This is a genomic window from Labrenzia sp. C1B70, assembly GCF_000475395.1.
Taxonomy (GTDB): Bacteria; Pseudomonadota; Alphaproteobacteria; order Rhizobiales; family Stappiaceae; genus Roseibium; species Roseibium algicola.
In genome coordinates this window covers 112,748-134,982 of the sequence record NZ_AXCE01000006.1, presented here as the reverse complement: position 1 = coordinate 134,982, position 22,235 = coordinate 112,748, and the positions used below count along the sequence as shown (strand labels likewise).

Here is a 22,235-nt window from a genome sequence, read left to right as displayed (position 1 = left end):
TTTGGGCCTGCCAATTGAAGGCAAACGTGCGGCCTTATACACTTCATGGGCCGTCAAGGCCACAGGGCAATCCCCCAAAATATACCCTGTTTCAAGGATCATTTTCGCCACTTCTGCCTGGACACGAAATCCTTGCCTTTGAGGCGGATCATTGCGGGTGGTGATCCAGGGAGGCATCGTGTGTGAAATCATACAGGATGACCTCATGCCAACACCTCGTCTGGAGCATAGCCACAGACCCGATGACATCGCGAACCGGCTCGCTTCAGGACCGGATGCAAGCTACCTGAGAGACTGGGTCTATGGCGGCATAGACGGCGCCGTCACCACCTTTGCCATTGTTGCAGGGTCTGTCGGCGCGGATCTCTCTCCAACGATTATCCTCATCCTGGGAGCTGCCAACCTGTTTGCCGACGGGTTTTCCATGGCGGCAGCCAACTACACCGGTTCCAAATCCGAAATCGAGGATTACGCGCGCCTCAAGGCGGTCGAGGAAAAGCACATCGCCGTGGCGCCAGATGGCGAACGGGAGGAAATCCGGCAGATTTTCCGCGCCAAGGGTTATGACGGACCAGACCTGGAAACCCTGGTCGAGCTGGTTTCCTCCAACAAATCCATCTGGATCGAAACCATGATGCAGGCCGAATACGGTCTGTCGAACACGGCGCGATCGCCAATGAGGGCAGCGCTTTACACCTTCGCCGCCTTCGTTCTGTTCGGCTCGATCCCACTGCTGCCGTTCGTCATTCCGGTGCCAGCCAGTGCAGAAACCGCGACAATCCTCACGATACTCGCCTTTTTTACCATCGGCTCCCTGAGGGCGCGCTGGTCGCAGCGGCATTGGTTTTCCTGCGGGCTGGAAACAAGCGCAATCGGCACCCTGGCCGCGGGCATCGCCTTTGCGGTCGGATACGGCCTGCAAACGCTGCTCGGCTGACGGTACGATAATGCCTAAGTGGCCGGGGAAAGAAAGTTGATCCCGAGGTCTTTCAACTTGCTGTCGATCAGCTTCGCCACTTCCGGATCGAGCACAATCTTGCGCGGATAGAGAGGATTTGCACGGTCCGGCAGTACTGGCACATGCCAGCCTTCAGTCGTTTCCAGAAAATGATCGATCCCTGCTTCGCCCCAGAAACGGTAGAACCCGGCGAGAACGCAATCCAGGTAACTTTGCAGGATCGGATGTTTGTCCGTGCCCCAGCGACAATGTTCGGGCGCAGCCCTAAAAAGAAACAGTTCGTCAGGCCCCGGCCGCATGGACGCGTCGCAACGAAATGCGCCGCCGACAGCTTCGACCTTCAAGTATCGTTTCTCGCGCAGTTCCAGCTCGGCAAGGCGGGTCTTGGGTTCACGCGCCATCACCCCCATGATGCGTGATCCTTCCTTTTCCCGTACAGTCAGGGCGCAGCGCCCCTGGCCGTCCGGGCTCTCGCCGCACACTTTCCATTCCCGCACCCAACCGTGAAGGGTTCCGGGCGTCACTTCAACGCCGGCGGGAATAGTGTCAATATTGACTAGGGAACCATAACCAAAATATGTGATCGTCATCTGGTGCTTGTCTAGTGCTTGTATGTTTTTCTTAGATTGTTTCCGAGGTTGTCATGATCGTTCCGTCTCTTACCCAGCAGGATATCGACCTCATGAGGGACGATACTCCGGGTGTACGTCAGCTCATTCACTTTAACAATGCGGGAACGGGGCTGGCCCCCACTCCTGTTCTTGAAGCAGTTAAGCAGCATCTTGATCTTGAAGCGACCCTCGGCGGATATGAAGCCGCAGCAGCCGCCAAGACCGCAATGGACACCTTTTATACGTCTCTGGCAGCTTTGATCGGCAGCAAACCGCAGGAAATCGCCTACATCGAAAATGCCACCCGAGCCTGGGACATGGCTTTTTACGGCATCGACTTCCGCGAAGGAGACCGGGTCGTCACCGGCCGTGCCGAATACGTCTCCAACTACGTTGCCCTGCTGCAGATGAAACGCCGCAAGGGGATCGAGATTGATATTGTCGAGGACGATGAATTCGGGCAAATCGACCTGAAGGCCCTGAAAGCCGCGATTGGTCCGAAAACGCGGCTCATCGCCCTTACGCACGTCCCGACCTTTTCCGGACTGATCAATCCTGCCGAAGAGGTTGGAGAGATCGCGCAGCAAACCGGTGTCCTTTATCTTCTCGACGCGTGTCAGTCCGCAGGGCAGATCCCGCTGAATGTCGACGAAATCGGTTGCCATATCCTGTCCGGCACCGGGCGCAAATATCTGCGCGGTCCGCGCGGCACCGGATTTCTCTACGTCAGCGACGCCGTGCTTGACCAGGTAGAACCGCCGTTTGTCGATCTTCAGGCAACGGAGTGGATCGACGAGGATCGTTATGAACTTGTTCCCCACGCACGCCGTTTCGAAACCTGGGAACGCTATGTCGCGGGGCAGATCGGCCTGGGTGTTGCCGTCAGCTATGCCATCGGCTTCGGCATGGAGCGGATCGGCAACAGGATCTGCGGGCTTGGCGCTCAGCTCCGGTCTGAGCTATCTGCACTTCCCGAGGTAACCCTTCACGACAAGGGCCAGCGCAAAGGCGGCATCGTCACGTTCTCGCTGGCCGGTGAAAACCCGGCACAGACCAAGCTACGGCTCGGGCAAGCCGGTATCAACGTTTCGGTCAGCCAGGCCAGCTCAGCCCGGATCGACTTGCCGCTCCGGGGTCTTGATGCCGTGGTGCGGGCGTCGGTTCATGCGTTCAATTGCGAAGAGGAAATTGAACGCTTTGTTAAGTGTCTCGGTAGTTTTCGCTAGGTGAGCACCCTAGAAAAGCGCCTCCCCCACCCGGTGTTAAAGTTCTTCGGCTAAACAGCTGTCGCATCCGGGTAAGAGGGGATGGCGGTTTCTTGTTCCGTTTGAAGAAAAAGACATCTGAAGCAACACATCCAGGGCTGGAGGCTCCCGAAGCCGGCCGGCGGATCAAGGTGTGGATCTACAGCCTTGCAGCGCTCGTGATTTTCCTGTCGACCGCTTCCCTCACCTTCATTGCCCACATGGCCTGGGGCGAAGCCGACAGGCGCGCCCTTGAAGCCGAGCAGATGCGCCTGACCAACACCTTGAAGGACATCCACCGCCAGGTCGCGCGAGACCAGGTGACGATGGCTCAGTGGGACGATACCTTCAACGCCCTTCAGGCCCCTCTGGACCGCGAGTTCATCGAAGACGAACTGATCGGCGACCTTTGGGAAGATTTCAACCTCGACCGGACTTTCGTCGTGATGCCGGACGGGACCTTGATCGCGCAGGCAATCAGGGACGATGTCCTGATTGAAAGTCGGCAATTGCCGGCCGAAAATCTTGTTCGAAAGCTTGCCGAACAAACGGCTGCGGCTTTCAGGAAGCGGCAGGACGGTTCCAACTCCGTTTTTGCCGAATGGTACATGCCTCAGTCCGCCTTGCTGGAAACGTCTCAATCGACCTTTGCCCAGATCGACGGATCCCGAGCATTCCTCAGCGCCATCCCGGTTCTACCCGATGAAGGTCATGTCCGGTTGGTGGGCGACTATCCGGCAATCCTGGTCAATGCCGTCTACATAGATCAGGACTGGCTGACCGGACTGAACGAACAACTCGGCTACAGGGATTTCCGGTTTTTCCCCGGTGAACCTGAACGAAAACACCCAACGAATTACCTTGTACAGGCGGCAGACGGGTCCACGTTCGGCTATTTCAAATGGGACCATTCCAAACCGGGTCGCGAAATCTGGATCATGGCCCTGCCGCTGATCATCCTGTTGGCGTCCATCATCGCAATCGTCGCCTTCGCGCTTGCAACGAAGATCAGCCGTCTGTCGGCATCGCTTGAAGAGAGCGAACGAAAGAACCGCCACTTTGCGCGACACGACGCTCTGACAGGGCTGCCGAACCGGCATCATTTTTCCGACTGCCTCACTTTCTCGCTGGATGGCCTGCCGGATCGTGGATTTGCGATATTTGCCTGTGATCTCGACCGCTTCAAACCGGTGAACGACACATACGGGCATGAAGCCGGCGACCGGGTCATCTGTACTGTTGCCGACCGGATGCGGCTTCTGGTCGGCAAGGATGGTGTCGTCAGCCGGATTGGAGGAGACGAATTCATTGTCCTCTTCACCAAGCATACAGACAGGGACAGGCTTGCAGCACTGGCCGAGGAAATCCGCCGGTCGATTGCCGAGCCGATAGACATTGGTGGAGGTCAACAGGTCGACATCGGCGTCAGCATCGGCATTGCCAGCGCGCCAGAGTCCGGCACGAGCGAGAAAGATCTGATCCGCATGGCCGACATGGCGCTTTACCGGGCGAAGGATAAGGGCCGCAATGCTTATGAATTTGCGGGCCCGCACAGTCTCGAGGCTGCCAAGGCCCGCAAGCAGATGGATCTGCAAGCAATTCCGGCGTCACGCTAGCGGGCACTGCCGAAAGCGGCAAATTACATTGTCATAAATACTATAAAAGGCAGAGTCCTTTGAGGATACACCTCACGAAAACTCCTAAGTTTTTTAATACTCCCACGTCCTGTTAAGGTATTCGTTGATACATTCACTTTACTCTTTAGTGGCAAGAATTCAGAATAACAAACAAAGACCCAATCGGGATCTCAACTTGACCGAGTTTAGGCGTAGATATAGCGACCAGGCCGCGAAAATTCCCCGGCAGCATATTTCCCGGCTGGCGTTTCTGCTTGCCGGATTGCTGATTGCTGTTACGTCCGTTTCGTTGCTGTTCGTCGGTTTCGTTGCCTCTCAAGCTTCCCGGCAGCAGGCCATCGCCAACGAGGAACGTCTGTTCCAGAGCACGCTGGCAGATCACCTTCGCACCATCGTTCGCGAGCAGATCGGCATCGCGTCGTCCGACCAGTCGGTGCTCAAGCTGGTGCGCAATTTCGATCCCGACTACGTTAGAAGCAGCTTCGACACCCTGTGGTCAACCTATCGCCACAGCAAGGTAATGCTGATCTCCGGAAACGGAGACGTTCTGGCTGAATCCTTCGCCGACTATACTCACATCATCCGGCGTCCCGTCTCCGAAACGCCTGAGCTTGAAATTGTTCATGAAAAACTGAAGGCGCTGTACCTGCAAAACCGCGTGCGGGTGCCTGGCGGTTTCGGTCACAGGTCCCTGCAAGGAGCAGATCCCGGGGAATATGCCGTCATGGGTTTTGTCCATATCGACGGCAAACCGGCCATATTCGGCGCGATGCCGATCATTCCGGACGACTATGAAGAGACTTTGCCCGACGGGCCTCCCACCGTGCTGCTGTCAGCCCATTACGTTGACGCCTACTTGCTCGGCCAGCTCAACGCACAGCTGAATTTCGCCAATTTCGGTTTTGAGGAAGATGCAGGCGTGCCCGGCAAAGGGCCGCGCCATCTTGTCAAGGATCAGAATGACGACCCGCTCGGAACCTTTCGCTGGGACAGCCAGACCGTCGGCGAATCCATCTGGCCAACCATCGTCCCTGTCATCGTGGTTCTGAGTGTTGCCCTTGGCGCCCTCGCCTTCGGCATTGCCTGGCGGATCGGCCAGCTGACCACATCCCTTCAGGCGAGCGAACACCAGAACAGGTACCTGGCTCTGCACGATACGTTAACGGGGCTCGCTAACCGCCTGCAGTTCAACCGTGTCCTGGAATCCTCGGTCAAAACCCTGCCGGACAAGCCCTTTGCCGTCATTCACTGCGATCTGGACAAGTTCAAGGCGGTGAACGACACCTTCGGACATGCCGCGGGCGATATCGTCATCAAGACCATGGCGGAGCGCCTGAGCAAAGCCGTCGGCAAACCCGGTCTGGTTTGCCGTATCGGCGGCGACGAATTCATGGTGATCTATCGTGGCAGTGTTGTGCGGGAAACCTTGAACACACTTTGCCGGGCCCTTGTTGCTGCCGGCGAATTGCCCGTACCGATCTCAAGTGGCGATATTGCGCAGATCGGTCTTAGTGTCGGCATTGCGATCGCCCCGGAGGACGGAACGACTTCCGAACAACTCGTCACCCGTTCGGACGCCGCGCTATACCAGTCGAAGAAACTCGGCCGGGGCCGGTATTCCTTCTATTCCGATTCACTCGATCTGGAAGTCGGACCAGACGGCGTGTTGACTGACCCTGAAGACGAGCTGCTGCGGCGGGCAGCGTCAGGGCCTGCAGAATGAAACCGCTGCGGGACAAGTTGCCCCGCAGCGGCTCCTGACTTTCTGAATTGCCGCCGAACTACCCGCGCAGACGCTCGGTCGGTTCACGCATCGTGACGAGTTCTTCAGCAGCTGTCGGATGAACGGCGATCGTCCTGTCGAAGTCGGCCTTGGTCGCGCCCATCTGCAAGGTGATGCCGAGGATCTGAGCCAGTTCGCCGGCGTCCGGTCCCATGATGTGGACACCGAGCACTTTCTGCGTATCTGCATCGACGATCATTTTCATGAGCATCTTTTCATCGCGGCCCGACAAGGTGTGCTTCATCGGACGGAAGCTGGACTTGTAGATATCCAGATTGGGCGTCCGCTGCAGTGCTTCTTCCTGTGTAAGACCGACCGTGCCCATTTCCGGCTGCGAGAACACGGCAGTGGCAATCAGGCTGTGGTCGACCGTCCAGGGCTTGTTGCCGAAGACCGTGTCTGCAAAGGCATGGCCTTCCCGGATTGCAACCGGCGTCAGGTTGGCCCGGTTGGTGACGTCGCCAACGGCATAGATGGATGCCACATTGGTGCGGGAGTCCGCACCAACCTTGATCGCACCCGCCGCAGCCATCTCGACACCGGCCTTCTCAAGACCGAGGTCACGGGTATGCGGGTTGCGGCCGATGGCGAACATGATCTGACCAGCTTCCAGCGCAAGCCCACCCTTGGTGTGGCCTGTCAGAGTGCCGTCTGCCGCCTTCTCGATCCTGGAGAACGTGTCGTTGAGCACCACCTTGATGCCCTTCTTCTCCATTTCCTGGCGAACTGCGGTCCGAAGCTCACCGTCGAAGCCGCGCAGAATTTCCTCTCCGCGATAGATCAGCGTCGTATCGACCCCCAGCCCGTTGAAGATACCGGCAAACTCGACCGCGATGTAACCACCACCGGCAACCACGATCTTGCTCGGCAGTTCGGCAAGGTGAAAGGCTTCGTTCGAGGTGATGACATGCTCGCCACCCGGCAGACCTTCGTCCACGTTCGGAGACGCGCCGACGGCCACGAGAATGTATTTCGCGCTCAAGGTCTGTCCGGTGGACAGCAGGCGGACGGTGTGGGCATCTTCGATCACCGCGCGGCTGTCGTGGACTTCCACGTCGGTCCGCTCGAGATTGCGCCGGTAGATCCCTTCGAGGCGCGTGATCTCCTGATCCTTTGCCGCAACAAGCTTGTCCCACGAGAAGGCGCGTTCGCCGACCGTCCAGCCAAAGCCTTCCGCATCTTCGAACTCTTCGGAAAACTTCGAGGCGTAGACAAACAGCTTCTTGGGCACACAGCCGCGAATGACGCAGGTACCGCCGTAACGGTACTCCTCGGCGATACCGACCCGGGCGCCGTGTGTCGCGGCAATTCTGGCAGCGCGTACGCCGCCGGAGCCGCCGCCAATAACAAAGAGATCGTAATCGTAGTCGGTCATCAGTGCCTCATCGTGATCAAAAGTCCGCCGGCTGCCGTCCGGCAGAGCCTTGCCAGCCCCGCAGATAGGCAACCGAAGCTGCGGTACAAGCCCGGATGCCCGGTCGGGCCAGGTCATCAGGGACAGCCAAAACGGGCCATTTCCAAAAGAATTGGGCCGCTTGCGCGGCCCGAAAGCCGGACATGATCCCGGCCTCACTTATTCGTGTGAAAGGCGTGTTCCCTGCCATCGGCATGGCCGACGCGGGAGCCCTGCCCTTACTGAGCTGCGTTCAGCTTGGCCAGTTCTTCCTGAACCATGGTCACCATTTCGGTGGAAACCTTGTCCTGCCATTCACGGGCAGCACCAACGGAATACTGCGTGATGGTCGGGATCTTTTCGGTCAGCTTCTGGCCGAGTTCGGTGCTGTAGAATTCAGCAAGCTGGTTCAGCTCTTCTTCGGTGAAGGCGTCTGCCCAGGCCTTGTAAACCAGATTGTTGAGCTCGGTCCGCTTCGGCGCCAGCGTCAGCGCGACATTCTGAACGACTTCGGCGATTTCTTCCGCACGGGTCGGGTCGGACTGAATGAAAGCCGTCCGGGTCTGTTCAGCAAGGATCGGAAGAATATCGTCAAACGGTTCCAGAACCTTGGTCACAACGGCAACCTGCTTGGCTGCGGCAAGGTGGCTTTCAGAAACGGCATCCTGTGCGGCTGCGCCCGAGGCGACAAAACCAGCGGCCATCATGGCTGCGCCCAATACAGCTGCCCGCGGGAAAGATTTGATAAGCTTCATTTTTCTACTCCTAGGCGGCTTTCATCTTTAGTCTGGAAAGCCAAATCCACACCACTTAGATGGGCAAGACGGTCTTTACCCCATCTGTGCCGGCCACGTAAGCTTTTGTTGCAAGTTCAATGAAGAGGCCGTGTTCGACAACCCCCGGAATGGCAACCAGCCGGTCGCCCAGGGTCTGGACCTCGGGTATGCTTTCAAGCTGCGCATCCAGGATGAAGTGACCTCCATCCGTGACGAAAGGCTGAGCCGATCCGCCGCGCAAAGCCATGTTCAACGGCAGACCAAGATCCCCAAACACTTTCAGGATCGCGCGCCGCGTTGCTTCCAGACCGAAGGGAACGACTTCGATCGGCAGGGGAAAGCGGCCAAGCGTCGCAACTTCCTTGCTGCCGTCTGCAATGACGATCATGTTGGCCGACGCTGATGCCACGATCTTCTCGCGCAGCAAGGCTCCTCCACCACCCTTGATGAGCGACAGGTGCGGGTCCAGTTCATCGGCGCCATCGACGGTCAGATCAAGTTCCGGCAATTCATCAAGCGTGGTCAGGCGAATGCCGAGGCTCGACGCCAGTTCCCGCGTGCGCTCCGAAGTCGGCACACCGATAACGTCCAGGCCATCCTGTACCCGACGGGCAAGTGCATGGACGAAGAATTCCGCGGTCGAACCGGTCCCAATTCCAAGACGCATTCCGGATGTGACATCGTCGGCAGCGCGCTCCGCCGCCAGTTTCTTGTACTGGTCGCTCATTTACCGTTCCTAGGGCCAACCTGTCGGCGGAGAAGACCAAGCAATCATCTCCATCCGGCCGCCGGGTGCTTAACATGGCCGGCCTCTGCCGGTCCAGTGACATTCCCCCTCTTCAACGGGGAAACACCGCCATAGCGCCCATATCCGCGGTTTATTAACCATCATTTCAGACCAACAATAGATAATGCTTTCAATTGTCTAGGGTTTGGAAAGCACAGAATCAAATGAACATTCTTCGACTTAGACCAAGGCAGAAAGACGAATACAATAATTTAAACAACAAGATACCTGCCCCTGAGGAAACTGACAATACTTCCGGAAACCAGCCGGAAGCGCAGCTGGCAGCCAGCCAGATGAGCTTCGTACTGGACAGCCTGGAAGACGATCTGCAAGTCGCGGCCAAGACCATCAACGCCGCGGCGGAGAAGGTGCAGGACCGGCTCGTCAGTCAGATGGACAAGCTGGAGACCATCCGCAGCGACAGTCAGTCGCTTGCGGACCAATCGGCCGTTGCCAATGAGAACGCTTCGGGACTGGCCACGTCCATTCAGGATCTCACCACCTCCAGCAGCGAAATCGGACAGCAGGTCGGTGTGTCCAACCAGTTGGCACAAGAGGCGCGCGACGTCGCGGCCCAGGTCAACCAGGGTGTTCTGGAGCTCAAGAACGCGATCGATGACATTGCCAATGTCGTCAGCCTGATTTCGGACATTGCCAAGCAAACCAACCTGCTGGCCCTGAACGCCACTATCGAGGCCGCCCGTGCAGGCGAAGCCGGTCGTGGCTTTTCCGTTGTCGCGAGCGAGGTGAAGGCGTTGTCGGTGGAAACCCAGTCGGCAACGGAACAGATCGTCGCCAACATCGACCGCCTCAACCAGTCCGCGGAACTCAGCCTCGGCTCGGTCAACCAGATCATCGATGTTATCGGCAGGATACGGCCCAGCTTTGCCGCGGTCGAAGATGCGGTTCAGACACAGGTTGAGACCACGAACCGGATCGGTGACCAGGCGCAGCAGACGGCGGATTTCGTTCAGGAAGTGCTGCGCACCGCGCAGACGATCACGGAGTCTGCTGCGGCAGCAGAAGAAGGTGGCATGCTGGCGCGCGAAACCGGTGCGGAAATGAGCACGGCTTCCAAAGCGCTGCAGTCCCGCTTCACCATGATGATCCGGCAGACCGAAATCGGCGATCGTCGTCAGCACGACCGATTGCCGATCAAGATTTCGGGATCGGTGACAGCAGGCGGAACATCCGCACAGATCGAGACCCACGACATTTCTGAAGGCGGCACGCTGTTCCGGCCCGAAGGTGGCTCCAGCCTGAAACAGGGCATGAATGCCCGTCTTGATCTCACCGGGATCGGCCAGGTGGAAGTCCGCATCGTCGCCGTTTCCGAACATGGTTGCCACGGTTGCTTCGTCAACAAGGATGCCGGGTTCCAGGCTGCCCTGGAGCGCAAGATCGCATCCATCCATGAAAGCCACGCTGCCGAAGTGGAACGCGTCCAGACAGGGGCTTCGCGTATATCCAACGCGATGGAAGATCTCATCGCGCAGCGTCAGCTGACCATGGACGACTTGTTCGATACCAATTACCAGCACATAGCCGGCACCAACCCGCCGCAAGTGTCGACGCGCGCGTTGGCTCATCTGGAAAAGATCCTGCCAACGATCCAGGAAGAAATCCTCGGCAAATGCAAGGGTATGGCCTTTTGTGCCTCGGTCGATCGCAACGGCTATCTGCCGGTACACAATCTGATCTACTCGAAGCCGCAAAAACCGGATGATGTTGCCTGGAACACGGCCAACTGCCGCAACAAGCGCATCTTCGATGACCGGGCCGGCCTCAGCGCGGCGCGCAACACGCGCCCCTTCCTGATCCAGTCCTATGCCCGGGACATGGGCGGCGGCAATATCGTCTGGATGAAGGAGATCGACGCGCCGATCATCGTTCAGGGCCGTCACTGGGGTGGCTTCCGGACCGCGTACAAACTCTAGAACCAACCGGCGGAGCCGATCCCCCCTTGCGGCGGAGCGGCTATGCAGCTAGGCATTGAAGGTGGCCTGCGTTCGGGTGAATGCAGGCCGTTCCCACATTCCGGGGCCGGTTTACCCGCCCGCAATCATGCCTTTCAGCATGAATGCGTTCTTGCGGTCCCGCTCCTGCATTTCAGAGGGTCTCATGTCCGTTCTGGTTTTCGATCTGGATGGCACGCTGGTGTCGTCCATGGAAGATCTCGTCGCCACCTTGAACGTCGTCATGACCTCCGCAGGACATTCGGCCATTCCCCAGGACAACGTCGCCAACATGGTCGGCCTTGGTGCAAAGGTGCTGATCCAGCGCGGCCTGGAATTCAACGGCATTTCCTGGACCGATGAAACCGTGGCGCCGCTCTATGTGCATTTTCTGGAGCATTATGCCGCCAATATCGCGGTTCACACCAAACCGTTCGACGGCGTTGTCGCGGCGCTGGAAAACTTTCGAAAAGACGGATGGAAACTGGCGGTCTGCACCAACAAGGCCGAGCGGCTGACGCATCCGCTGTTGGCTACACTCGATCTCGCCAGGCATTTCGACGCCGTTGTCGGCGGCGATACGTTTTCCGTGGCAAAGCCGCATGCCGAACCCGTGCATGGTGCCATCCACCGGGCGGGTGGAGAAATCGGCGGTTCCATCATGATCGGTGACAGCGGCACCGACATCGATGCCGCCCGTAACGCCGGCATTCCGGTCATCGCTGTCGATTTCGGCTATACGGTCGTGCCGGTCCGGGACCTTTCCCCGGACCGGGTCATTTCGCACTTCGACGAGCTGGCTGGTGCCGTCGCCTCGCTCAAGTCCTGAGGCTGGTTCTGTCAGACATCAGAACGTCCTGATGGCATCGCCCAGGGTTTCACGGATTTCTTCCCGGCGCACGGATAGTGCGGCGATTTCCGTATCGACATCCTCGATCCGGGTTTCGCTTTCCTCCAGCTTGCGGGCGGCACGCTTGTAGAGATCGGCACCCGGCTCCAGAGCCGCCAGGTTGGCCCGGTGGCGTTCCTGGTCCCGGCTCTCCTCATCCTTTTCCAGCCGCAAGCGCTGGATCTGGCGCTCGATCTGCGCGATCTCGTTCTGCAGCTCCGACAGTTCCTTCAGCTTTGCAGCGGTTTCCTTGTCCGGCGAGCGCCTGGAGAGATAAAGCAGCTGGTTCGCATCGGTGGAGATCAGTGAATAGGTCTCCGACAAGGTCCGCTCCTGCAGGGCGGAAACCGTTTCCGTTGTTCCCGCAGGCACTTCCACCTTCAAACGGTGGTGCGTTGCGGTGCTGTCCAATTCCTGCTCGGAGGAAAACTGCCACCCGGGACGTTTGGCATGCTCGATGACGATCGTGCGGTCACCGTCCGGAGCTCCCTTGATCGCGTATTGCGTCGAGGATCGCTCGCGCACCATCGCGTTCAGAACCCCGTCATTGACCTTGATCGAGACGATCTGGCTGTCGGCAGATGTTGACTGTGCAATCCTGACCTTCTTGTCGGTCGCAAAGCTTGCCATGCGGCTTTCGCCCGAGGGCATGCCGCTGATCTGCGCATCACCGACATATCCTTCCTTTTCGTCATAAACCGTCAGGATGCCCTGCGGCAGGCTGGTTTCGGTCTCGTTCTTGATCAGGATTGCAGCAATGGGGTGCTGCAGGCCGCTTTCCGGCTGGAATACGGAAACCGTTTCGGCGGACACGATCTTGTCGACGATCGGCGCCGACAGGGTTTCCCCGCTTTCAAGGTCGACAGGCCATGGAATTGTGAAGGACGCGGTGACCGCGCCTTCGCTCACCTCGCCGACATTGGCAGCGGCCATGTTGAGAACCATTTCCGGTGCAACCGCCGAGCCAATGAAGCTGGAACGCGCCGCGCCCGGCATGCGAGCCTCGCTCTCGGCAACATCAAACTGCGGTTCCGCCCCCATGTCGACAGGAGGCACGTAGCCGCTGGACACATCCACCGGCACTTCCTGCCGTTGCTTCCAGTAAAGATCGTGGAGCCGCTGTTTCAGCGTTACCGGTGCGCCGGAAGACAGCGTAATCCTGACATCGTCCCAGTCTTCGCCGCTAGCGTTTTCAAGTACGGCCCAGGCCTGCAGCCGGGCCTTGTCATCGGCCATCGTCACCACGCGGTAAGCCGTCTTCCAGATGGGAGCCGGCACGACGTAGGAAACCGCGACCTCACGTTCGCCCTCGCCTGCCACCTTCAAGGCAACGGTTCGCGCGCCGTCCGACTTGCCGTTGCCAACGGCCGACAAGGCCTTGGCAACTTTCTGCTGAATGTCTTCATCGAGAAACGTGACTTCGGTATCTGCGGACAGGCCGACACCGGTGATGCGACCATCACTGAGAACCGAAATGACAAAGGACTGCCCCCTGTCGCCGTCATCCTGCACCGACACGCCGAGAACGAGACCCTCGACCGTGGACCCGGCCTTTTCCAGACGCACGCGGGTTCCCTGCAGTTTTGCCAGAAGGCGTGCGGGCGACTGCAGGTCCTCAACGGTGAACGGCAGGTTCTTAAAGGTTTCCGCCAGCGGGTTCGGGCCGGGAAGAGTAATGCCCTCGACAACGCCTGCCTCGTCGAACACGACGATGCTCTTCAGCACATCGTTCACCTGTTCGAGCGGGACCGTCATGTTGATAAGGCCACTGCTGTCAATATCCGCCTTGCGAACCACTTCGGCGAGACCACCCGAAGACAGCGTGATGCTGGTAATGGGCCCATTGTCGGCGCCAAACGCCCCGGCAGGCAGGAAAAGACCCACGAGTGCGAGAGAAGAAACGCGTGCAATCATTTAAAAACACTCCAAAAAACAGTCAGCGGAACCGATCGTCTGCTTCAAATACGGCCTTTTCGCGAAGACTGATAACGGCTCCTGACAGAATCTGTCACGCGATACGACAGCCTGCCGGATCCGACCGCTCGATGAATACCTCACCAGACGGAAGACCGCACCGACAGGAAACCGCCCCACATGACGGCACCCCGATTTTCCAGACATTGCCGGTCAGATGACAAATATTTTCGCCCGGGACAGCGGGTCACCTCTTTCCGTGGCATCAGCACAAAAAGCAAATGCCTAGAACCGACGAGTCCCAGCAACAGACGCCGACTCCAGAAAAAGGGTGTTGCGCAAGCCGTTGATTTGCCCTAGATACGCGCCACCAGCCGCCAAGGCATGGGCGATTAGCTCAGCGGGAGAGCACTCCCTTCACACGGGAGGGGTCACTGGTTCAATCCCAGTATCGCCCACCATTTTCCTTTTTCTTACATCCAGATCCGGTTGCCGCAATTTTCACTACTTTACCGTGATCCGATTCACCACAATTGCAACTCTTGCCAGAAATCTGGGCAAATTTTCCTGAAAACCAGCCCTGCAAAAGGTGAGCGTGTATATTGGTCAGATCCGTTCCGTTGAGCGGATCCTGATGATCGGGCGTACCGGAAGTGATCCGGTTTCGTGTTGCCCGCCAGCAAAGCCCTGGCTCCGGCACTGGGCATGGATGACATGTTTCGCTCCGCGACCAAAAAAGCTGCGGCACTTTTCCTGTTGTTTGCGGTCCTTGCGCCCGCAACAGTCGCTCGCGCGCAGTCCTCGCAGAACATCCAACTGCCGTCTGCCCCCCTGCTCACCGACGAGCAACAGCGACTCAATCAATCGCTTCTGCAGCAGCAGATGTTGATTCTGGAGCTCGAGCGACAACGACTGGCACAGGAAAGGCGTGAACTGGAAGAAGCGCAGCGCGTTCAGCAATTGCGCGAAGAAAGAGTTCGCCTTTTGCAACTTGAAAGACAACGCCGGCTGGGCTTGCCGCAAAACAGGTCCTACTATCAGCGCCAGCAATACCAGCGCGAAGACTACCGGCCGCAGCGGGGTCAGCCGCAACAATACCAACGCCAGCAATTCCAGTCGCAGCAGTTCCGCCGGCAATAAGCTCTTTCGAGCAAGAAATTCAGGTTCAATCCCCAAGGTAATCCGGACAGTTTGGCTTGTCGGCCTGCCTTTGAGACCCCTTCCTGCTATTGTTCTTCAAGTGATTCCCGAAGAGCAGATAGAAGATGGCCACGCAAACCGCTCCAAATCCTTTACGCGAAAAGCTCGTCAAGGGGCTGTCCTATCACCAGTCCGGTGAGATCGAAAAGGCGCAGCGGTGCTACAAGCTGGTATTGAAAAAGGCACCGACCAATCCGGATGCGCTCAATCTGCTAGGCGTGACCTACAGGCAATTGGGATCTCCCAAAAAGGCCGTTGAATACATCCAGAAGGCAATTGCCCAGAATCCGAACCAGGCGTCGTTCTATGCCAACCTCGCCCGAGCGATGATGGACATCGGAACGGATTCGGAAAGCATGCTCGCCGTTTCGGAAAAAGCCCTGTCGCTCAACCCGAAGGAGCGCGAGGCGCTCAACATCAAGGCAATTGCGCTGACCGGACTGCAACGGGTTGAAGAAGCGGAAGCGATCTTCAAGAGCCTGCTTGTCTCCAATCCGAACCACGGCGAAGTTTATACGAACTATGGCCTGCTTCTGCGCAAGAACAACCGTTTCGAGGAAGCACTTACCTTCTTCAAACGCGCGGAAATACTCGCACCGGACAACGTCGAAAACTGCATCGAACAGGCCCGTTGCCGCCTTGAACTGAAACAGTTCGACGCCTCGCTCGAGGCGATCGACAAGGCCCTGGAGCGCTTCACGGACAACCCGCTCCTGCTCCACGAAAAGGCCCGTGTCCTGTTCTCGATCTCCAGAGCACACGAGGGCCTGAAATACGCCGAAGAGGCCGTCAGAGGCACACCGGGCAACTATCACTGCAAGGTCACGCTCGGGGTTCACTACCTGATGCTCGGCCGCGGACAGGACAGTATCGACATTCTGCAAAAGGCAAAGGAGGAAGCGCCTGGCGGCGTGATTTCCGGCCTCGACTGGAACCTGTCGCTCGCCTATCTGTCGATGGGCAACCTCGAAACGGGTTGGGACATTCACGCCGCCCGCTTTGAAGACAAGAAAGCAACTTCCCAGCGACGGGAGTTTCCAAAGCCGGAATGGGAAGGCGAGGATATCTCGGACAAGACGGTGTTGCTGTGGGGCGATCAGGGGCTGGGTGACGCGCTCAAGTGCGGCACGATGTTTCTCGATATCCAGGCGCGAGCGAAAAAGCTCATTCTCGAAGTGTCGGCTAAGTCCGTTCCCTTCTTCCAGAATTCGTTTCCGGAGATCCTTGTCAGGCCCGGCACACCAAAGGACGACCAGTCCCCGGAGGATGCGGATTACGACATAACGGCCAACATGGTCGATCTAGCGCGCTATTTCCGGCGGGATTTCGAGAGCTTCAAGAAGGCCCCCTACCCGGTCTACAAATTCAACCAGGAAAAGGCCCGCGAATATCTCGGCAGGCTGCCGGACGCCGACAAGAAACCGATTATCGGCGTCTCCTGGCGATCACGGAACCTGGAGAAATACCGTGCGCGCTATTACCTGTCCGCGCCTGATTTTGCGCCGATCCTTGATGCCGAAGACGCGATCTACGTCAATCTTCAGTACATGGCCCTGCAAAAGGAGCTCGACTTCCTGGTGGCACGCTCGGAAGGAAAGTTCACCTATTTCCCGGACGTCGATCTCTTCAACGACCTGATGGCGGCCGCCGACCTGACCGCCATTTGCGATGTTGTGGTTTCGGCAAACACCAGTGTTGCAGACATGGCGGGCATTCTTGGCGTTCCCTGCGTGCGCTTCGGCCCGGTGGAACCCGCCCTGTTGCTCGGCCAGGCCAATCCGCCCTGGTATCCAAGCATGAAGTACATCTACATCGACGAGACGCATCCGACGGTGGAGATGGTACCGCAGGTCATTCAGGTCATGCGTGAAGAACTGGCAGCCGGTTATCCTGGCAAACGGAACGAACGGCTGGGCCTGTAGAAAGCTTTGCGGGCGCTGCCAGTGAGCCTGCGGCAAAGCAGTGCGATCATCCGTTGAACCGGCCGCCCCGCCTTAGCGAGCCTTTCTGGCAATCGCAACAAGCGTATCGGTCGCGTCGATCTTGCGGAGCGCGGCCTCGTAAGCCGACCTGAGTTCTGGTGTTTCCAATGCGGACAGGCTTGACTTGTGGCCACCGGGCTTGCCGTTGGCAAGCCATCCGAGATGGTTGGAAAGCGGATACCGCTGCACCCCTTCAATCACGACATCCGCAAAGCCGGCAGCGACAAGCAGGCGCCTCAGGCTTTCGCGGGTGTGGAGAATAAGGTGCTGGCTCCAGAGGGTGAAATTCTTGAAAGCTTCGTTCTGAAGATTGGACAACAGGAAATCGGAAGCATGCGGAACCTCGACAATCAGTGTTCCGGTGTCCGTCAGTAGTGCTCGCAAGTCTCTCAAGGTTGAAAGCGGATCGGGAAGATGCTCCAGCACATGAAAGGCAAAGACTGCATCCTGCGTTGCCGGAGCGATCTGGTTTGGATTGTCCACGCAGCGATAGCCATCGGCAACCAGCGCCTCGATGTAGCCCCTGTGCAGCTCGATCCCCGTGACATCGGCACCACGACTGGCAGCCTCTCTCAGGAAAAGCCCCTTCCAGCATCCAAACTCGGTGACCGTCTTGCCCGTATAAAACTGCTTGTAGGCATCCAGACGCCGGTACTGATCCTGCTGGTATTCGTAGTCCCAGTCGATGCGCTTGTAGAAATCATCCTTGCGGTGTTCAGCGCCTTCGTAGGTCTCGTCGCCGACATAGTAATCATTGATGTAGACAACACCTGAAACCGTGTCGCGATAGACGGTCAACCCCTCCTTGTCGCGGGTCCGGGGTGCAAAAACACTCTGGGTTTCAAGGGATGCAAGGCCGAGCTGCTGCAGTGTATCGAACACCGAAACGTTCTTTTGCAGTGGGTCTACGGCCATATTTCACCTTCTCAGTCGCAAGGTGCACGGGGAGCGAAGACGTTTGCAGATTGCACGTATCGCGATCCCCGAACCCAAATTCTTCCATGTCACCACCTGGAATGATGACGGTCCTGTCAGTTGGCAATCATGCCCCGTGCAATCAGCAGCTCGGAGACTTCATTCAGCACACCGGCACCACCGGCACTTTCCAGAACCACCGTTGCCGTTGCCTTCACTTCAGCCGGCGCATTGCGCGGCGCGATACTCAGACCGCAAGCCTTCATGCAGTCGAGATCCGCAATGTCTGCGCCGATATAGGCAATCTCCGACCACTCCAGCCCCTTTTTGGTGCGCCAGTCCGAAAGGGTTTCCATCTTGTCGAACAGATGATGCTTGTAATCCATGGCAAGCTTGCGGGCGCGCTGGACAGCGAGACTGTCCTCTTCCCGATCCAGCATCAGCAGCATCATGCCGCGGCCAAGCAGTCGGTCGAGACCGATTTCATCATACCGGTTGCAGACGATTGACTCCGTGCCGTCTCGATTGACGAAAACCGTATTATCCGTGTGCACACCGGCAAAGGCGGTCACCACCGCCCGCAAGGGCTGGGTATCAGTCTCGGTCAGAAAGCCGGTGAAGGGTTCTGACCGGATGAAAGCCTCGGCCATGTCCCAGTCCTGCGAAGTATCGATCTCGATCCAGGTCGAATCCACCGGAACCAGGATGGTCTTTCCGCAGTAACGGTTGCCCGCTTCCAGGAATTCGGGAACACGCATGGCGTAGACGGCACCGTTTTCCCTGTATCTTGCAGAGATATCCTGCCGGCGAACGCGTTGTTTGCTCGGATCATGGTTGAGACCGACGCCTTCGCCGCTGGGGCCGACTTCCCAGTAGAAGCCATGGTCATCGACCACCGAGATCGCGCTGGTCGCATTCTTGGCCAGCAGCGCTTCCACAACATGATCGACATGATGTGCCTGCGTGAAAGGGGCCGTACACTGCAGGAAAACCAGAATGTCCGGCGGTTCGCTGACAAGGCTTGGCTCGTTCTGCAGAAGATGGATCAACGCGGATTCCGAGCTCGCGGTCGGTCCGGAAAGTTCGCTCGGGCGCAAAACGGATTTTGCCCCGTATTTCTCACCGACTGTCAGAATTTCCGCTGAATCGCTCGAGACGAATACTTCGGACACGAAACGCGACCCGCGTGCAGCACGCACGGTCCGGCCGACAAGCGGAATGCCGTTCAAGGGCCGGATGTTTTTGCCCGGAAGACCGACGGAACCGCCTCTGGCAGGAATGGCCGCTACTATTTTCATTTTCTGCTCAACCACCTCGGAGAAGCTGGGGTCACTCTGGTTTGCGCGCGAACACGGTTACGAAAGATCCCCAGAACGCCGGCGACACATCCGCGTCGGCCCGTACCATGCTGTCGAACGTTTCGCGCGTGGCAAAACGCGTTCCGAAATAGGGATATTCGACCATTTCGATGCGGAATCCCGTGTCACGCAGCAGCCTGACAAGAGAATCGTCAGAGAACAGGCTCACATGAGTTGGGTCATGCAGCAACCGGAAACGATCACCGTAGACCCGGGCGGCCGCTGAAGCGAAATTCGGCGTGCCACAAATGAAGTCACCACCCGGTTTCAGGATCTCGAAGATGGTTTCAACAAAGGGGATCGGGTCGTCGACATGCTCGATGACATGGTTGGCGGTCACCACATCGAACGTGCTTGAAGGAAACGTCCCCTTCTCCAGAACACCGTGCCGAAGCTCGGCCGAACACCATTGGCGAGCGACCTCTACCGCCTTCTCGGAAGGATCCAGGCCGAAACACTCGTTCTTGCCCGTGAGTTGCTCAAGCAGTTCGCCAAGGCCGAAGCCGATATCAAGCACTCGTCCCGGCGACCGTGCGTTGACGTAGTCCGCGATATAGCGAACATCTTCCTTGCGCTGATCACGCTCGGCTTCAATGTCCCTGACCTTGCCGTCCGGATCCGTCTTGGCTTCCCAATAGTCCTGCGGGAGCGGCCGGGCTGGATAAGCCACATAATAGCTCTCCCCCCGGTAAAGATTCAGGCAGCGGTCAATGATGGACATAAATGGCTCTTGAACAAAAAAAGGGCCGACCGGTTCAGGTCAGCCCACCAAAACCTCAATTGTCTCACGCCGCCTGCAGCGTGACTTTCCGGCGAAGCTTTTCCGCAATCGGCTTCTCGTCTTCATAGAAGCGCAGAACCCCGTCACCCCGGACCACTTCCACCCGGCGCACCTGCGAAACCAGCTCAGCGACTTCCGGCATTTCAAGCGACGCCTTCTGGTCGGACCCCCAGTCCGAGCGATCCAGCGTGACATGCCGTTCAATGGAACACGCCCCAAGAGCGGCGGCACAGACGCTTGGCAGGATACCTTCTTCGTGACCGGAAAAACCGATCTTCAGATGGGGGAAAGCGTCCTTCAGGGTCGAAATGCCGAGCAGATTGATCTCGTCATCGCGCGTCGGATAGGTGGAGGTGCAGTGGTACAGGCAGGCGATCTCGCCGCCGGAGCGCTCGATCACGTCAACGAAGCTCTTCACCATTGCCATGTCGCTCATGCCGGTGGAAACCAGCAAGGGCCGGCCACTGCGAGCGCAATACTCCAGGAAATCCCGATCGGTCACCATCGCGGAAGCGACCTTGATATAGGGCGTGTCGTAGTCCAGTAGGAAATCGACGGAGCCTTCGTCCCAAGGCGAGGCAAACCAGTCGATGCCCAGTTCCTTTGACAGCTTGTCGATGCGGTCGTAGTCGGCCTTGCCGAATTCCAGGCCACGCTTCAGATCGCCGTTCGTTGCGCCGAAGACGTTTTCACGGGGACGCGCCAGCTCTTCAGCGGAATAGACGACGTCGATCGTACGCTTTTGAAACTTGACTGCGTCGCACCCGGCCTCCTTCGACTTGCGGATCATTTCGAGGGCCTGGTCGATATCGCCATTATGGTTGATACCGATTTCGGCAATCACATAGGTTCGACTGTCGGAGATCATGGCTCAGTACCTTGATGTTTGGCCTGCAGCGTTCAAGTGGCCCTGCTGACTTGCCATTTTTAAGACAGATTCTTGCCACTGCAGGCAATGTCTGTCCACCCGCGAACCCCATATTAGGGTGTATCGACCCTGCTTTCTTTGGAAAACCCAAAATAGATCATTAATAAAGCCGCGGGGGCACGTGTTAAACACGCGCCCCCGGCCAAAGATCTAAGCATTAATAACAGATTAAGCCGTTGCCGACTCAGCCGACAAACGCACGCTCGACAACGAACTCTGCCGGCTTGTTGTTTGCACCTTCGGTGAGGCCTGCTTCTTCCAGAAGCGCCTTGGTGTCCTTCAACATGTCCATGGAACCGCAGATCATGCCGCGGTCAACGGCGGGATCGAGCGGCGGTACGCCGAGGTCTTCAAACAGTTTGCCGGACTTGATCAGATCGGTGATACGGCCCTGACGCGGAAAGTCTTCACGAGTCACGGAGGTGTAGTGGACCAGCTTGTCCTTTGCGAACTCACCGATCAGCGGATCGTTGATGGTTTCCTGAACAAGGTCCTCGCCGTATTTCAGCTCGGAAACTTCACGGCAGGTATGGGTCAGGATCACCTGGTCGAATTTTTCGTAGGTGTCCGGGTCACGGATCAGGCTCGCAAACGGTGCGATGCCGGTTCCGGTGGAGAACATGTAGACGCGCTTGCCGGGGATGAGCGCATCGTTCACCAGCGTGCCGGTCGGCTTCTTCTTCATCAGCACGGCATCACCCGGCTGGATCTTCTGAAGATGAGACGTCAGCGGGCCGTCTGGAACCTTGATGGAGAAGAACTCGAGCTCTTCGTCCCATGCCGGGCTGGCGATGGAATAAGCGCGATAGAGCGGCTTGCCGTCGATCATCAGACCGATCATCACGAATTCCCCGGACCGGAAGCGGAAGCTCGCCGGGCGTGTCATGCGAAAGCGGAACAGGCGGTCCGTGTAATGCTGGACGGATTTCACTTCCTCGACGAAAGCGCCAGCCGGGGCGGCAGCTTCGAGGTCGGCGGGTTTGGCAAGTACGTTCATGTCAATCTTGGTCCGTATGTCAGCGCTCGTATTAGATTGTGCCTCATGTAGCATTAGTCCAGCCTTGACTTGAAGCAACTGCGATCCACTAAACGCACTTAGTTCAAAAAAATCATTCTAAAAATGT

At 57.9% G+C, this 22,235-nt stretch carries 18 protein-coding genes and 1 tRNA gene; 8 read left to right on the top strand and 11 right to left on the bottom strand.

Features of this window, described 5'->3' with window-relative positions:
• Positions 1–205: 205 nt before the first annotated feature.
• Positions 206–937: a VIT1/CCC1 transporter family protein gene (locus tag Q666_RS42380; protein ID WP_031270701.1), complete on the top strand. Its 732-nt coding sequence runs from the start codon at positions 206–208 to the stop codon at positions 935–937.
• A gap of 14 nt (positions 938–951) precedes the next feature.
• Here the strand turns inward: Q666_RS42380 and Q666_RS42375 are convergent, their stop codons facing one another.
• The gene (locus Q666_RS42375) at positions 952–1,548 is read right to left on the bottom strand and encodes a hypothetical protein (protein WP_023003901.1); all 597 of its coding nucleotides are present in this window, start codon (positions 1,546–1,548) and stop codon (positions 952–954) included.
• 53 nt (positions 1,549–1,601) lie between these two features.
• On the opposite strand from Q666_RS42375, the gene Q666_RS42370 reads away from it, so the two are divergent.
• The 3 genes from Q666_RS42370 to Q666_RS42360 all read left to right on the top strand — a co-directional run bounded on the left by Q666_RS42370 (position 1,602) and on the right by Q666_RS42360 (position 6,173).
• A complete protein-coding gene (locus tag Q666_RS42370) occupies positions 1,602–2,795 on the top strand; it encodes an aminotransferase class V-fold PLP-dependent enzyme (RefSeq protein ID WP_023003900.1) in 1,194 nt (397 codons plus the stop codon).
• A gap of 92 nt (positions 2,796–2,887) precedes the next feature.
• A complete protein-coding gene (locus Q666_RS42365; RefSeq protein ID WP_023003899.1) occupies positions 2,888–4,429 on the top strand; it encodes a diguanylate cyclase in 1,542 nt (513 codons plus the stop codon).
• Positions 4,430–4,625: 196 nt separating this feature from the next.
• A complete protein-coding gene (locus Q666_RS42360; protein ID WP_208994015.1) occupies positions 4,626–6,173 on the top strand; it encodes a diguanylate cyclase in 1,548 nt (515 codons plus the stop codon).
• Positions 6,174–6,231: 58 nt separating this feature from the next.
• On the opposite strand, the gene gor is transcribed toward Q666_RS42360, so the two are convergent.
• From gor to rpiA, 3 genes are all read right to left on the bottom strand, one after another.
• On the bottom strand, positions 6,232–7,608 hold the full coding sequence (gene gor / locus Q666_RS42355) for a glutathione-disulfide reductase (protein WP_031270698.1): 1,377 nt from the start codon (positions 7,606–7,608) through the stop codon (positions 6,232–6,234).
• Between the two features lie 257 nt (positions 7,609–7,865).
• Positions 7,866–8,381, bottom strand: coding sequence for a DUF2059 domain-containing protein (locus Q666_RS42350; RefSeq protein ID WP_031270696.1), 516 nt, complete (start codon positions 8,379–8,381; stop codon positions 7,866–7,868).
• A 55-nt stretch (positions 8,382–8,436) separates the two neighbouring features.
• Positions 8,437–9,129, bottom strand: a complete 693-nt coding sequence (rpiA, locus tag Q666_RS42345; protein WP_023003895.1) for a ribose-5-phosphate isomerase RpiA — start codon at positions 9,127–9,129, stop codon at positions 8,437–8,439.
• A gap of 353 nt (positions 9,130–9,482) precedes the next feature.
• Here rpiA and Q666_RS42340 point away from each other — a divergent pair, with 353 nt between their 5' ends.
• Together Q666_RS42340 and Q666_RS42335 are read left to right on the top strand one after the other, a co-directional pair.
• Positions 9,483–11,126 carry a methyl-accepting chemotaxis protein gene (locus tag Q666_RS42340; protein WP_208994014.1) on the top strand — a complete coding sequence of 548 codons (1,644 nt, stop codon included), beginning with the start codon at positions 9,483–9,485 and terminating at the stop codon, positions 11,124–11,126.
• 184 nt (positions 11,127–11,310) lie between these two features.
• Positions 11,311–11,973 (top strand): HAD hydrolase-like protein, encoded by a 663-nt coding sequence (locus tag Q666_RS42335; RefSeq protein ID WP_031270693.1) that lies wholly within the window; start codon positions 11,311–11,313, stop codon positions 11,971–11,973.
• A gap of 18 nt (positions 11,974–11,991) precedes the next feature.
• Here the strand turns inward: Q666_RS42335 and Q666_RS42330 are convergent, their stop codons facing one another.
• On the bottom strand, positions 11,992–13,947 hold the full coding sequence (locus Q666_RS42330; protein ID WP_023003892.1) for a DUF4139 domain-containing protein: 1,956 nt from the start codon (positions 13,945–13,947) through the stop codon (positions 11,992–11,994).
• Positions 13,948–14,333: 386 nt separating this feature from the next.
• On the opposite strand from Q666_RS42330, the gene Q666_RS42325 reads away from it, so the two are divergent.
• A tRNA-Val gene (locus tag Q666_RS42325) sits at positions 14,334–14,408 on the top strand.
• Positions 14,409–14,553: 145 nt separating this feature from the next.
• On the opposite strand, the gene Q666_RS65880 is transcribed toward Q666_RS42325, so the two are convergent.
• Complete coding sequence (locus Q666_RS65880; RefSeq protein ID WP_152533304.1) at positions 14,554–15,123, bottom strand: hypothetical protein; 570 nt, start codon at positions 15,121–15,123, stop codon at positions 14,554–14,556.
• An 89-nt stretch (positions 15,124–15,212) separates the two neighbouring features.
• Here Q666_RS65880 and Q666_RS42315 point away from each other — a divergent pair, with 89 nt between their 5' ends.
• The gene (locus tag Q666_RS42315; protein WP_023003890.1) at positions 15,213–17,069 is read left to right on the top strand and encodes a tetratricopeptide repeat protein; all 1,857 of its coding nucleotides are present in this window, start codon (positions 15,213–15,215) and stop codon (positions 17,067–17,069) included.
• A gap of 72 nt (positions 17,070–17,141) precedes the next feature.
• Here Q666_RS42315 and Q666_RS42310 read toward each other — a convergent pair whose 3' ends face one another.
• The 5 genes from Q666_RS42310 to Q666_RS42295 all read right to left on the bottom strand — a co-directional run bounded on the left by Q666_RS42310 (position 17,142) and on the right by Q666_RS42295 (position 22,108).
• The gene (locus Q666_RS42310; RefSeq protein ID WP_023003889.1) at positions 17,142–18,044 is read right to left on the bottom strand and encodes a class I SAM-dependent methyltransferase; all 903 of its coding nucleotides are present in this window, start codon (positions 18,042–18,044) and stop codon (positions 17,142–17,144) included.
• A 116-nt stretch (positions 18,045–18,160) separates the two neighbouring features.
• The gene (locus Q666_RS42305) at positions 18,161–19,342 is read right to left on the bottom strand and encodes an acylneuraminate cytidylyltransferase (protein WP_023003888.1); all 1,182 of its coding nucleotides are present in this window, start codon (positions 19,340–19,342) and stop codon (positions 18,161–18,163) included.
• 31 nt (positions 19,343–19,373) lie between these two features.
• Positions 19,374–20,123, bottom strand: coding sequence for a class I SAM-dependent methyltransferase (locus Q666_RS64750; RefSeq protein ID WP_023003887.1), 750 nt, complete (start codon positions 20,121–20,123; stop codon positions 19,374–19,376).
• A gap of 64 nt (positions 20,124–20,187) precedes the next feature.
• Positions 20,188–21,051, bottom strand: a complete 864-nt coding sequence (locus tag Q666_RS42300) for an N-acetylneuraminate synthase family protein (RefSeq protein ID WP_023003886.1) — start codon at positions 21,049–21,051, stop codon at positions 20,188–20,190.
• 244 nt (positions 21,052–21,295) lie between these two features.
• Positions 21,296–22,108 carry a ferredoxin--NADP reductase gene (locus Q666_RS42295; RefSeq protein WP_023003885.1) on the bottom strand — a complete coding sequence of 271 codons (813 nt, stop codon included), beginning with the start codon at positions 22,106–22,108 and terminating at the stop codon, positions 21,296–21,298.
• Positions 22,109–22,235: the final 127 nt, after the last annotated feature.

Bases quoted from the DNA above. Each gene is read 5' to 3' on its own strand.
- Q666_RS42315 (WP_023003890.1), top strand. From the start codon at position 15,213: ATGGCCACGCAAACCGCTCCAAATCCTTTACGCGAAAAGCTCGTCAAG.
- Q666_RS42305 (WP_023003888.1), bottom strand. From the start codon at position 19,342: ATGAAAATAGTAGCGGCCATTCCTGCCAGAGGCGGTTCCGTCGGTCTT.
- Q666_RS42370 (WP_023003900.1), top strand. From the start codon at position 1,602: ATGATCGTTCCGTCTCTTACCCAGCAGGATATCGACCTCATGAGGGAC.
- Q666_RS42330 (WP_023003892.1), bottom strand. From the start codon at position 13,947: ATGATTGCACGCGTTTCTTCTCTCGCACTCGTGGGTCTTTTCCTGCCT.
- Q666_RS42295 (WP_023003885.1), bottom strand. From the start codon at position 22,108: ATGAACGTACTTGCCAAACCCGCCGACCTCGAAGCTGCCGCCCCGGCT.
- Q666_RS42335 (WP_031270693.1), top strand. From the start codon at position 11,311: ATGTCCGTTCTGGTTTTCGATCTGGATGGCACGCTGGTGTCGTCCATG.
- Q666_RS42300 (WP_023003886.1), bottom strand. From the start codon at position 21,051: ATGATCTCCGACAGTCGAACCTATGTGATTGCCGAAATCGGTATCAAC.
- Q666_RS42375 (WP_023003901.1), bottom strand. From the start codon at position 1,548: ATGACGATCACATATTTTGGTTATGGTTCCCTAGTCAATATTGACACT.
- Q666_RS64750 (WP_023003887.1), bottom strand. From the start codon at position 20,123: ATGTCCATCATTGACCGCTGCCTGAATCTTTACCGGGGGGAGAGCTAT.
- rpiA (WP_023003895.1), bottom strand. From the start codon at position 9,129: ATGAGCGACCAGTACAAGAAACTGGCGGCGGAGCGCGCTGCCGACGAT.
- gor (WP_031270698.1), bottom strand. From the start codon at position 7,608: ATGACCGACTACGATTACGATCTCTTTGTTATTGGCGGCGGCTCCGGC.
- Q666_RS42380 (WP_031270701.1), top strand. From the start codon at position 206: ATGCCAACACCTCGTCTGGAGCATAGCCACAGACCCGATGACATCGCG.
- Q666_RS42350 (WP_031270696.1), bottom strand. From the start codon at position 8,381: ATGAAGCTTATCAAATCTTTCCCGCGGGCAGCTGTATTGGGCGCAGCC.
- Q666_RS42340 (WP_208994014.1), top strand. From the start codon at position 9,483: ATGAGCTTCGTACTGGACAGCCTGGAAGACGATCTGCAAGTCGCGGCC.
- Q666_RS42310 (WP_023003889.1), bottom strand. From the start codon at position 18,044: ATGGCCGTAGACCCACTGCAAAAGAACGTTTCGGTGTTCGATACACTG.